9 protein-coding genes are annotated in these 12,814 nt (G+C 33.6%); 7 read left to right on the top strand and 2 right to left on the bottom strand.

Features of this window, described 5'->3' with window-relative positions:
- The first annotated feature begins 181 nt into the window (after positions 1–181).
- Positions 182–1,570, top strand: a complete 1,389-nt coding sequence (gene glmM / locus FN795_RS11680; protein ID WP_142450773.1) for a phosphoglucosamine mutase — start codon at positions 182–184, stop codon at positions 1,568–1,570.
- Positions 1,571–1,641: 71 nt separating this feature from the next.
- On the opposite strand, the gene FN795_RS11675 is transcribed toward glmM, so the two are convergent.
- Positions 1,642–3,126 carry a glycosyl hydrolase gene (locus FN795_RS11675; RefSeq protein ID WP_142450772.1) on the bottom strand — a complete coding sequence of 495 codons (1,485 nt, stop codon included), beginning with the start codon at positions 3,124–3,126 and terminating at the stop codon, positions 1,642–1,644.
- A gap of 220 nt (positions 3,127–3,346) precedes the next feature.
- Positions 3,347–4,222, bottom strand: coding sequence for a lysophospholipid acyltransferase family protein (locus tag FN795_RS11670; protein ID WP_142450771.1), 876 nt, complete (start codon positions 4,220–4,222; stop codon positions 3,347–3,349).
- Between the two features lie 112 nt (positions 4,223–4,334).
- Between FN795_RS11670 and FN795_RS11665 the strand changes: the two genes are divergently transcribed.
- The 6 genes from FN795_RS11665 (at position 4,335) to FN795_RS11640 (ending at position 12,789) form a co-directional block, all read left to right on the top strand.
- Complete coding sequence (locus tag FN795_RS11665; protein WP_142450770.1) at positions 4,335–4,973, top strand: rhomboid family intramembrane serine protease; 639 nt, start codon at positions 4,335–4,337, stop codon at positions 4,971–4,973.
- A gap of 52 nt (positions 4,974–5,025) precedes the next feature.
- Entirely contained in the window at positions 5,026–5,718 is a 693-nt protein-coding gene (locus tag FN795_RS11660; RefSeq protein ID WP_142450769.1) for an SIMPL domain-containing protein, read from the top strand.
- Between the two features lie 513 nt (positions 5,719–6,231).
- On the top strand, positions 6,232–9,624 hold the full coding sequence (locus FN795_RS11655) for a SusC/RagA family TonB-linked outer membrane protein (protein WP_142450768.1): 3,393 nt from the start codon (positions 6,232–6,234) through the stop codon (positions 9,622–9,624).
- 13 nt (positions 9,625–9,637) lie between these two features.
- A complete protein-coding gene (locus FN795_RS11650) occupies positions 9,638–11,641 on the top strand; it encodes a RagB/SusD family nutrient uptake outer membrane protein (RefSeq protein ID WP_142450767.1) in 2,004 nt (667 codons plus the stop codon).
- Between the two features lie 144 nt (positions 11,642–11,785).
- Positions 11,786–12,148 carry a helix-turn-helix transcriptional regulator gene (locus FN795_RS11645; RefSeq protein ID WP_142450766.1) on the top strand — a complete coding sequence of 121 codons (363 nt, stop codon included), beginning with the start codon at positions 11,786–11,788 and terminating at the stop codon, positions 12,146–12,148.
- A gap of 401 nt (positions 12,149–12,549) precedes the next feature.
- Positions 12,550–12,789 (top strand): hypothetical protein, encoded by a 240-nt coding sequence (locus FN795_RS11640; protein ID WP_142450765.1) that lies wholly within the window; start codon positions 12,550–12,552, stop codon positions 12,787–12,789.
- Positions 12,790–12,814 lie beyond the last annotated feature (25 nt).

Here is a 12,814-nt window from a genome sequence, read left to right as displayed (position 1 = left end):
TAATATCGATTTATTGAAGTCTTTTGCAATTTTTAAATTTGATAATTATTTAAAATCACGGCAACTTAGCAACTTAGTATCTTAGAACCGTAGCATCTTTTTTTAAAATCTTAGCAGCTTAGTATCTTAGAACATTAGTAACTTTTTTATATTTGTAATAAAATAACCTTAACTCAAAAAAATGACTTTAATAAAATCGATATCCGGAATTCGTGGAACGATAGGAGGAAAAGTTGGTGATAACCTGACTCCTGTTGATGCGGTGAAATTTGCATCGGCATACGGAACATTTCTGAAAAATAATACTTCAAAAGAAAAATTAACAGTTGTAATTGGTCGTGATGCCAGAATTTCAGGGCCAATGATTCACAATCTTGTAGTGAATACTTTAATAGGTTTAGGAATTGATGTTATTGATCTCGGACTTTCGACAACACCAACTGTAGAGGTTGCTGTTCCTTTGGAAAAAGCAGATGGCGGAATTATTTTGACAGCATCTCATAATCCAAAACAATGGAATGCCTTAAAATTATTGAATGAAAAAGGGGAGTTTTTAAGCGGTGCTGATGGAGCAAAAATTCTTGAAATTGCCGAAGCTGAAGCTTTTGATTTTTCTGACGTTGACAGTTTGGGAGAAATTACAGTTAATGACGCTTATATGGATATTCATATTGATGAAGTTCTAAATCTTCCATTAGTTGATGCTGAAGCCGTAAAAGCGGCTAAATTTAAAGTGGTAGTTGATGGTGTAAATTCATCAGGCGGAATCGTTATTCCAAAACTTTTGGAACAAATGGGTGTTGAAGTTGTAAAATTATATTGCGAACCAAACGGGCATTTTCCACACAATCCTGAGCCATTAAAAGAACATTTGACTGATATTTCAGAATTGGTAGTTAAAGAAAAAGCGCATCTTGGAATTGTAGTTGATCCAGATGTTGATCGTTTGGCTTTCATCAGCGAAGACGGTGAAATGTTTGGTGAAGAATATACGCTTGTTGCTTGCGCAGATTATGTTTTGAGCAAAACTCCAGGAAATACAGTTTCGAATATGTCATCTTCACGTGCTTTAAGAGATGTTACTAAATCTTATAATGGAGGTTATGAAGCGAGTGCAGTAGGAGAGGTGAATGTTGTGGAATTGATGAAAAAAAATAATGCAATTATTGGCGGAGAAGGAAACGGTGGTATCATTTATCCTGAATTGCATTACGGAAGAGACAGTTTGGTTGGAGTTGCTTTGTTTTTAACGCATTTAGCAAACAAAAAAATATCAGTTTCTGCATTGAGAGCTTCTTATCCTGAATATTATATGAGCAAAAATAAAATTGAATTGACACCACAAATTGATGTTGACGCAATTTTAGCTGCAATGACAGACAAATACAAAAACGAAGATATTTCGACAATTGATGGTGTAAAAATAGATTTTGCCGAAGAATGGGTTCACCTAAGAAAATCAAATACAGAACCAATTATTCGTATTTATACTGAATCAGGAACGCAAGAATCAGCAGATAAATTAGCACTTAGAATTATTGATGAAATTAAAGTAATCGCAGGATTATAATTTTATCATTTTAAATACAAAAAGCCTCTTTTGAAATTTCAAAAGAGGCTTTTCTTTTTGGTTAGATATATTTAGTTTTTGATAATTTTTACTGATTTCTGGATTTTTCCATAAGAAGCATTTACGATATAAACTCCAGTAGCAAGTTTTTCGCCAATTTTAATATCTTCATTGGTAAAATAATCTTTAGATTCGAAACAAACTTTCCCACTCATATCAACTATTTTCAAAGTCAAAGGTTCAGTTGAAGATGATTTTATATGAAGCGTAGATTGATTTCTAACCGGATTTGGATAAATTGTAAAAGAATCTTTTTCAGCAATTGGATCATTCACTCCTAGATTTCCGGCAGTAACATCAATATAATTAAAATTCATATCGTTTGATTTGAATTTAATTTTCAGATAAACTTCTCCTTTAGGAAGTGTAACACCACTTACGATTTTATCTGTATAAGTTTGATATCCTCCCGTTGCAGGAAATGTTTCATCGGTTTTTACTGTGACATTGTTTACCAAAATATCAAATTTTCCGTTTATAGCAGGCGCGGCTACTCTAAAATTTAGATTGTAAGTTCCAGCATCAGCCACATTTAATAAAAATTCATTCCAGTCTCCTTCATTTATAAAACATACATTTTGTCCTGTATCAGAATCTGTTGTGGCTTGTAAACCAGTTCCTTTTCTGCGATAATGTTTGTTTGCAGTAATTTTTCCAGGAACATTCATTTTTTTAGAAGTATAACTTTCGTTGACGTAAGCTGTTCCAATTGGCTTTAAAACGCCACTTGTTGGGCTTAACAATTGTCCTTCTAGCATATCAGTCCAATCGGCAGGAACTCGACCTGTAAACCAAGAATATCTGTAAATATCTGGATCATTTTCAAAACTGCTTACAATAGTTTTCATGAAACTGATTTTATCGGCTTCACTTTGAATAACTCTGTTTGCAAATTCAGTTACCCAAACTGGGCGATTGTATTTTTTAAGATTTCCTGTAACTCCAATAACCGAACCTGCTGTATTATCATAAGTATGAAAAGCAATATAATCGACTTTGCAAGTTGGACATAAAAGAAAAAATTGGTCGTGCCATGCAACCGGATCGCTGAATCCTCCATAATTGTTTGGTCCATTATAAGCAGGAGATGCGCTGACGATTTCTAAGTTTTTGGCAGCAGCAATTTTTTCGACATTCGCCCATGCATTTACCGCTTCCTGAGGTGTTAAACGTGCACCATCAGTAAAATTAGGTTCATTAAAAGCCAACAAATATTTTGCTCCGGGTTTAATATTGTCAATAAAAGTCTGTACTTCGTTATCATTTAATTTTCCCCAAGCCATAGGAACATACTCAACGCCAATAGAAGCGTAATTGGTATTGGTATCATTTTCAGGGATTCTTCCCCAGTTGTACCACCATGAGACTCCGGGTTTTAGAGCCATTAAATCAGCAGCAGTGTTTTGTCCGTAAGCTATACCTCGTTTTGGACTTTGAGCAAAAACGGGTTTCGAAAAACAAATTATTAAAAACGTAAAAAGTAATTTTTTGATCATGGGTATTAATTTTGCAATGGTTTTTGGATAGTTTTAGTCAGCCTCAAATGTATATCGTTTGTCTAAATTTGCCTCTGTTTTAATTCAACAAAAATCATTACAAAAACACATCAAAAATCTGTTTGAGTGCTTTAAAACATAGTTTTTATTGCCGCCTGACTTTCATAAACAAAAAAGTCCAAAAAGTATTTCTTCTTTTTGGACTCTGTTTTTTATAAAATTAGGAATCAACCCGATGTTTCCATCGTTTGTGTGTCCATAAATAATATTCTGGTTTTGCAAGAATTTGTTTTTCGACTTCTTTCAAATACATTTCTGTAATTTCAAAATCGGGAAAATCTTTTGGGTTATCAGCAATAGGAATAAATGTAGCTTCATAATAACCTCTTCCTGTTTTTTTAACATTGGCAAAAATGACGCTCAGATTATATTTTTTAGCTAGCATTTCGGCTCCTGTATGTACAGGAACTTCAACTCCCATAAATTCCATCGAGTGGAAAATTCGATCTAATTTAGGAGATTGATCACTTGCTAAACCGTACATGCTCAAAGTTCCGTCGCGCTGGTTTTGTGCCATTGTCGGAATTGCTTTTCGGGTTTCGATCATTTCGGTTTTGTATTTAGAGCGAATTTTTCGAACTAATTTATCAAAATAGGGATTAGCTAGTTTTTTATAAACAGCAACACCCTGAAAACCAATTTTTGGATTGATTGTCATAAGCCATTCATAACTTGCATAATGAGAAGCAACCAGAATCACGCTTTTTCCTTTTTTAGCATAATCCAATACCAAGTCAAGATTTGTTACTTTAAATCTTCTTTCCATTTCTTCCGGAGAAATACTCATGGTTTTGATCATTTCTAAAAACATATCACACATATGACTGTAGAATTTTTTCTCAATAACTTTTCTTTCAGCGTCATTTAAATGTGGTAAAGCCAAAGCCAAATTTTCACGAACTACTTTTCGGCGATAGCCAATAACATGATAAACCAGAAAATAAACGAAATCTGAAAACCAGTAAAATAACCGAAATGGGAGTATAGAGATAAGCCAAAGTAAAGGATAGGCTAAAATATAAACAAGAAATTGCATGTAATTTTTTTTTACAAATATAAAGTAAAAATGAATAGATGCCTATATTTTGGTTAGTGACGGACTTGTGTTCAAGAATGACTATATTTACCATTCACAATAAATATGTTTTATGAATGCTATTTTGATTGGAATTATAGTTGCCAATGTTCTTTTTAGTTATAAAGGTTTTAACGATTATGCTTTTTTCAGAAAATATGAATTTCATGTTGGAAGTATTCGTTCTGGAGAACAGATAAGAATGCTTTCTTCGGGATTTTTGCATGTTGATTTTATGCACTTGGCTTTTAATATGTTTACACTTTGGTGTTTTGCGCCTGTTGTTTCAAGCTTGTTAAGTGATTTTTCTTTTGTTTTGATTTATTTTGGAAGTTTGATTTTTGGAAATCTGCTTACCATGCTTTTTCATAAAAACGATTATAGTTATCGTGCAGTTGGTGCTTCCGGCGCTGTGACAGGAGTTTTGTATTCGGCTATTTTATTGCAGCCCGATATGACATTAGGAATTTATGGCATAATTCCGATACCGGCATATTTATTCGGAATTTTATATTTATTGTATTCTATTTATGGAATGAAAGCCAAAAATGACAATATTGGACATACAGCACACTTTGGAGGTGCTATAGGCGGGTATTTGATTACTTTGATTAAAGATCCTTCTTTAATTGTTGATCATACTTTAATGACAATTCTATTGGCAATTCCAATTATTATACTTTTTGGGATGGCTAAATTAGGAAAATTGTAAGGCTGGCATAACTTTTGAAATGTCCTTATCAATAATTTAAAATATAACAAAAATGAAAAAACTAGTATTATTTTTAACAATCATGTTTATGACTATGTCTTACGGCCAGGAAACCAAACAAATACCTCTTATTAATGTTAACGGGGAAGGAAAAGTAAAAGTAGCACCTGATCAGGTTTGTATTTCGGCTACGGTTGAAACAAAAGGGAATAATGCTAAAGACGTCAAAAAACAAAATGACGAAAAAATGGACGCTGTTTTAAAATTCATTAAAAAGATGAATATCCCAACAGCTGATTTCAAAACAAAACAAGTCGCTTTGAACCCGCAGTATGATTACGAAAAGAAAAAAACGAGTTATAATGCGACACAAACTGTAGAAATCATCGTAAAAGATTTGTCTAAATATGATGAATTGATGGAAGGTTTGGTTCAGCAAGGAATTAACCGAATTGACAGAGTAACTTTTGAATCTTCTAAAGAAGCTCAATTACAAGCTGAAGCTAGAAAACTTGCAATGAAAGATGCAAAAGCAAAAGCAGACGATTATGTTTCTGTTTTAGGTCAAAAAGTTGGAAAAGCTTTTGTTATTTCTGATAATTCTCAAGTTTATCATCCACAGCCAATGTACGCTGCTATGCGAATGAAAGAATCAGCAGATGCTATGGGAGCTTCTAACGAAACTTTAGCAATCGGTGAAATTGAAATTACAGCGAATGTAAGTGTTAGTTTTATTTTGGACTAAAAAAATAGAATTCCAAATATTTAAAAATCCAAATTCCAATTTAAATTGGGATTTGGATTTTTTTTGTTTAAAACTAAAATAGAAACTTTAAACAAATAAGGATTGAATAAAAACGTAATATTTATTGTTTAAAATGTTTAAACACTTTTGATGAAATTAGGAATCCGGCGGATAAATAATTTGAATCGATTAAAAAAAGAAAGCAGCAATATCATATTGCTGCTTTTTATTTAAATGCTTTCTGGATTTGGATTTCATAATGGATTCTTAATTATTTATGTGTTCTGTAATTTTTCCAGACATTTTTTATAGTAACGTCATTTTTTAGCTACAAAACATGGGTAAAATGTATACGTGAGACATTATTATACCCAAAAACGGATTTTATTGCTCCCTCTGAAAACCATTAATTAATCAAATTTGTCCCAGTAAAATCATTAATCGGTTTTGACCGAAGCTCAGAAGATTTTAGAAAACTAACTAATTAATTAACCAACAAATTACAAACCAAAAATGACAAATTTTACTAGGATTAAAAAAAGTCCTAATGGTGGATCAGGATTTAATTTGAAAAAGAAGATGATGATGTTTTGCGTCTTATTTTCTTTGTCACAAGTTCATGGCTACGCTATTAGTTCTAAAAGTACAATGGAGTCTCACGATGTTGTTCCACAAAAAAACATTAAGGGACTAGTAGTAGATGAAAGCGGTATGCCGATGCCGGGAGTTTCAGTTTTAGAAAAAGGAAGTAAAAATGGTACTTCAACAGATTTTGATGGAAAATTTACTTTAAAAGTAGATAACGACAATGCAGTAATCCTTGTGTCTTATTTAGGCTATGTAACTGCAGAAGTTAGTGTAAAAGGCGAAGCTTTAATTACTGTAAAAATGAAAAAAGCAACTACTTCATTAGATGAGGTTGTTGTAGTCGGTTACGGTAAAATGAAGAAAAAGGATTTAACGGGAGCAATTGTTCAGGTAACGCCTGATAAATTGGCAAACCAAAATCCTCAAACAGTTCAGGATATCTTAAGAGGTACTCCGGGTGTAAGAGTTGGTTACGACCCTTCTGCAAAAGGAGGAGGAAGTATCCAGATTCGTGGGCAGACTTCTGTATATACAGGTAGTAATAATAATGACAAAGTTGGAGGTCCTCATAATTCGCCACTTATTATTTTAGATGGAATGCAGTTTTATGGTGAACTTTCAGAAATCAATCCTGATGATATTCAGCAGCTTGATATTTTAAAAGATGCTTCGGCGGCATCTGTATATGGATCAAGAGCGGCAGCAGGGGTTATTCTTATTTCAACTAAAAAAGGGAAAACGGGTAAGCCTATTGTTAGTTTTACTACAAACACAACAATTAGCAACAAGAGTGCCTATCGTGGTGTGTATTCTCCAGAAGGATACTTAAAATATCGTGAAGATTGGGAAACTGCCCAAACTTATGGTGTAAACACAATAACTAAGCAATATGAAGCATTTATAGCTGGAACAGTTGCTAATGGTAAACCTGGTTATTTTTCAAACCCTAATGATTTAGCGAAATGGGGTATTACTGAAGCGCAATGGTTAGCGTATCAGCCAGCTACTCAAACAGCAGGAAAAAGCAGCAAAGAGGTATGGGGTACACGTTTAGGATTGAATTTTGATCCTTCATTGATGGCAAATTTCTTAGCTGATAAAACACACGATTGGAGTGATAGTTCTTTTAGAACAGGGATAAATCATGATAACAACTTAAGTGTTTCTGGAGCAAGTGATAAGGTTAACTATTACATGTCTTTTGGTTATTTAACTTCTGAAGGAGCGATTGTAGGAAATGATTATAAATCAGCTCGTTCTAATATGAAAGTTGATGCTAAAATTACAGATTGGCTTGATTTTAGTGCAAACGTTAATTTTCAAGATCGTACAGATGGAGATATAACACCTAATTTAGGAACAGCTTCTGGTGATAATAATATGATGAGAACAAGTCCTTATGGAACTTTTATTGATGCAAATGGCAATTATGAAAGACAGCCAATGGGGAAAAACGTTTCAGGTCAGAATTATAACTTTTATTACGAACGTCAATTTATTGATCAGGAGAGAGGATATGTAACATTGAATTCTGTTTTCAATACAAAAGTTACATTGCCTTTAGGGATTACATATTCATTTAATATTGCTCCTCGTTATCAGTTTTTTCACAGACGTGATTTCAGATCAGCACAAAATCCAAATTTTCCTGCAGCTACCAATGGGGCAGTTAGAAATAATGAAATGAGGTTTGATTATAACCTGAACAATACATTAGCATGGGATTATACGATTGCTGAAAAGCACCACATTATTGCAACTTTCGTTCAGGAAGCTGAGGAACGTCGTTTTTGGTCAGAAGGAATGGATGCTTATAATATTCAGCCTTCAGATGCTTTAGGTTTTCACAATGTTAGTACAGCAACAATGGCAAATAGCGCGCTTAGATCAAATGACACGCATGAAACGGCAGATGCGTTGATGGCAAGACTTTTCTATTCGTTTGATAATCGTTATATGTTTACGGCGACTGTTCGTCGTGATGGATATTCAGCATTTGGAGCTTCAGATCCGTATGCAGTTTTCCCTTCTTTTGGTGTTGCATGGACCTTCAAGAATGAAAATTGGTTTAAATGGGATGCAATGAGCACTGGTAAATTACGTTTGTCTTGGGGTAAAAATGGTAACAGATCGCTTGCAGATCCGTACATTTCTTTGGCAAACTTAGTAAACAATGGAACAATGGGGTATTTAGATGCTTCAGGAAAAGCGCTTGAGTTGAAGTATTTATCACTTGATCGTATGGCAAATCCAAACTTGCAATGGGAAAAAACTACATCAACAAATATTGGACTTGATTTAGGTTTCTTACATGATCGCATTACGGCTACATTAGACCTTTACAAAACGGCTACTCATGACATGATTATGAGTCAATCGTTGCCTGGTTTCACTGGATTCTCCTCAATTGCAACTAACCTTGGAGAGGTTCAAAATAAAGGTTTTGAATTAAGTGTCAACACACTTAATATGAAAACACCAAACTTTGAATGGCGTACTACATTTGGAATCTCTTATAACGAAAATAAAATTATCTCATTATATGGGAATATGGTAGACATTAAAGATGCCAGTGGAAATGTTATTGGGAAAAAAGAAGGTGATGATTCAAATAATGGATGGTTCATAGGCAGACCAATTTCTCAAATTTGGGATTATAAAGTAACTGGTATTTGGCAAAAAGATGAGTGGAAAGAAGCTCAAAGATATGGACAACGTCCTGGAGATCCAAAAGTGGAAAACAGCAATACATCAGATGACATAGATGCAGTAGATGCAGATGGTGTTGCTTACAAAAAAGCGGTTTATAATGAAAAAGACAAACAGTTTTTAGGGAATACAAATCCTCCAGTACAATGGACATTGCGTAATGATTTTAAAATTTACAAAAACTGGGATTTAGGAATCAGCATGTATTCATATAACGGAGGGAAATCACTTAGTTCAATTTATATGAACACTTTCAATGATAGTAGTTTGTATAAATTCAACTTCAATCCATATGTAAATCCTTATTGGACACTTGACAATCCAACAAATGAGTGGGCTCGTCTTGATGCTAAAGGTCCTGCAGGAACTCCGGTTGCCCCAGGAAGATTGTATGATAGAAGCTTTATTCGTTTGGATAACATTTCATTAGCTTATTCACTTCCTAGAGATCTTTTGGATCGCGTGCATATTAAAAATATTAAAATTTATGCTTCAGTTCAAAACGTAGCAACATGGTCTGCTTCTAAAGAATGGAAATATTTTGGAGATCCAGAAACAGGAGGATTGGCTACAAGACAGTTTAATTTAGGTTTTAATTTCCAACTTTAAAAATTATTCAACAATGAAAAAATATATTAAAAATAAAATAACAAGACTAGTGCCTTTTGCTCTATTAGCAGTAATGGCTAGTTCTTGTTCGAAAGATTTTCTCGATTCTGATCCGCTTTCGTTTTATGACCCAGAAACTACGTTTACTACAGAAGCTGGTTTGCAGGCTACATTAGCACAGTGTGATAAACAGTTGCGTAACAATTATATCCACTATGGCTTTTCTGGTGTAAGTGTGCCTATTGGCTCGGAGTATCTTTTCTCTGATATGGCACAATATGGAAAAACAGATACAGGAAGTAATATTGCTGATTATGCTGCGACTATAGTTCCTACTGGAGATTTCAGAAGAGATCCAAGTGGTGAATCACTTTATCTTGGATTTCTTTGGACTGAAGCTTATACAGGTATCAAGAATGCTAATACTGTTTTGTCCTATATTGGAGGTGTGAAAAGTTTATCTGAAGAGGTTAAAAATAAATATATCGGGCAGGCTTATTTTCACAGAGCTTACCGTTATCTTAATTTAGTGTATGAATTTGGAGATATTCCATTGATTACTAAAATCTTGTCAGTTCCAAAGCAGAGTTATTACTCTACTAAAAAAGAAGCCATCATTGAAATGATTACGGCTGATATGGAAAAAGCTGTACAATGGGTACCAGAGCAATCAAAAATAGGATATGTAGGTATGGTTAGTAAAGGTGCTTGCCGTCAATTGCTAATTAAGTGTTATTTGGCATCTGGAAGATTTGCTGATGCTGAAGCACAAGCTAATATTTTAATTAATCAATCAGGTTACTCTTTGGTACAAAACAATTTAGGAATTTTTGATCCAGGAGGAAATCCTACTGCATGGCCAATTACAAGAAATGTAATTTGGGATTTACACAGACCAGAGAACAAAGTAATTTCGGCTAACACTGAAGCGATATTAGTTGCACCAAACGGAGGAGCACAATCATTTTTAGCATTTGCTTCAATGAGAATTTTTGGACCAAACTGGAATGATGCTAACTTAATCACACCTGATGGTAAAACAGCAGCGCCTCGTTTTCCTTTAACTGATAAAACGAATTATAATGCAAAATACGATTATCAAAGAGCAATAGGACGTGGTATTGGTACTATCAGTGGTTCTTACTATTCACAACATCCTATGTGGGTTGTAAATGGTGTTGAGGATAAAGTGGATCTTAGACATAACAGTACAGTTGGTAACTGGGTGAATATGGAAGACCTTAAATATGCTCCTGGAGCAGGAGGAAGTGCAGTATGGGCTGGACAAAATTTCAGAATGAAAGATGCAGCTGGTAAATTGTTAGCAACAGATTCTATTCGTGATTGGTATGATTTCCCTCATTATAAAATCTTTTATCATGATGTTGTAGCGGAAGCTAATCCAGCAGCAAATGATTTTCAGGGAGCTACTGCAGGAGCAAGTGCGCATTTGTACATCTATCGTTTAGCTGAAACTTATTTATTGCGTGCTGAAGCTCGTTTTTACCAAGGTAATGCAACTGGAGCTGCTCAGGACGTGAATGTTGTAAGAGCAAGAGCAAAAGCAACACAAATGTATACGACTGTAACTATTGGTGATATTTGTGCAGAAAGAGGAAGAGAGCTTTATATGGAAGAATGGAGAAATGTGGAGTTAAAACGTATTTCGCACTGTTTAGCTCTTAGTGGAAAACCTGACGAATGGGGTAATACCTATAATAAAGCAACTTGGGATAAACAATCAGGAACAGATAAAACGGGAGGTAGTTATTGGTACCAACGTATCGTTCATTACACGCTTTATAACAAATACCCAAATGGTATTTCGCTTAAACCAGGTGTAAAGTTTTATACTATGGACAAACGTAATAATTACTGGCCAATTCCATATAAAATTGCTATTGAGCCTAATATCAAAGGACAGTTAAGTCAAAACTATGGTTATGATGGCTACAATGAAGCTGTCAAAGTATGGGATAAATGGCAGGATGCAGTTGATGATGAAAGTAAAATTTAATTTTTTTCTCAAAGTAAAATTTGAGATATAAAATGAAAAAATAGCTTGAAGCCCCCAAATAAAGCTAAAATGAGAAACGAGTTAATTTATATAGTTAACTCGTTTTTTTTGTCTAATCAATTATCCAAGTAGCCAATTTATTATATGATAAAACAAAAACTCATAAATAAACGAATCGAAAAAAATAAAACCCAGGAAGAAGTAGCTTATCTTTTAGGAATTACACAATCGCAGTACAGCCGAAGAGAATCAGGAATCACGAAAATCACGAAAAATGAGTGGAATGAACTTGCAAAAATTTTAGATACCAATCTTGAAGCCATATACGAACCCCATGACGGAATATATATAGTAAAAAATGAATCAAAACAAAATTTAGAGCATTTGAATCATGAATATTTAGAGCATTTTGAATTTACACTTCTTATTATGAAAAAATATATTGAAAAGCTCGAACAAGAGAATAAATCTCTAAAAATGCAGATCAATAATTTAATGTCAGAATAATAATTAAAAATTCATTTTTCAAATAATTTTTTAGGTATAGATTAAATAACATCTTTTTTTGACTTTGATCATTTAGTTTATACATACTAATTTGGTATGTTTAAAAATGAAATTGTGGCTAATATTCTAGTATTAAAAGGAATTTCCTTAAACTCCTATCTTAAAAACACTACAAAAACCCATCAAATGAAGTTTGCTTTTGCTTTTGATGTTAGTAAATATTAGGGATTTTTCATGTTAATGTGATTTTTAGCATAAATTATGCTGTGTTCAACATAGGAAATTTTCTACATATCCATCAGATTTGTTAAGACTTTTTTGTCTCTGAATTAAGTGCACGTAATTCAAAAGGCAAAGAATGAACCTATTTTCAAACATTAATTAACATTAAAATTTAATTTATGAAGACACAAAAAATTAGCCTAACAGCTTTGCAAGGCAAACTTTCGAGAAATGAAATGCGCTCTATTATGGCAGGTAGTGGTACTTATGGTAGTTCTACAACTTGTTGGGGACCTTCTACAGTATGTTATACAGAAGGTAGTAACACTTATACATGTTCTATAGATCTAACTAGAGAGGGAGAAGATGCATGTTGTTGTGGACATGATGCAGGTCATGACGCTTGTATAAAGGGCTAAATTTTAACTCCAAGGAGCCTTCCTG

It is taken from the genome of Flavobacterium resistens, assembly GCF_900182645.1.
GTDB classification, from domain to species: Bacteria; Bacteroidota; Bacteroidia; order Flavobacteriales; family Flavobacteriaceae; genus Flavobacterium; species Flavobacterium resistens.
This window is presented reverse-complemented; position numbering and strand designations above follow the sequence as displayed.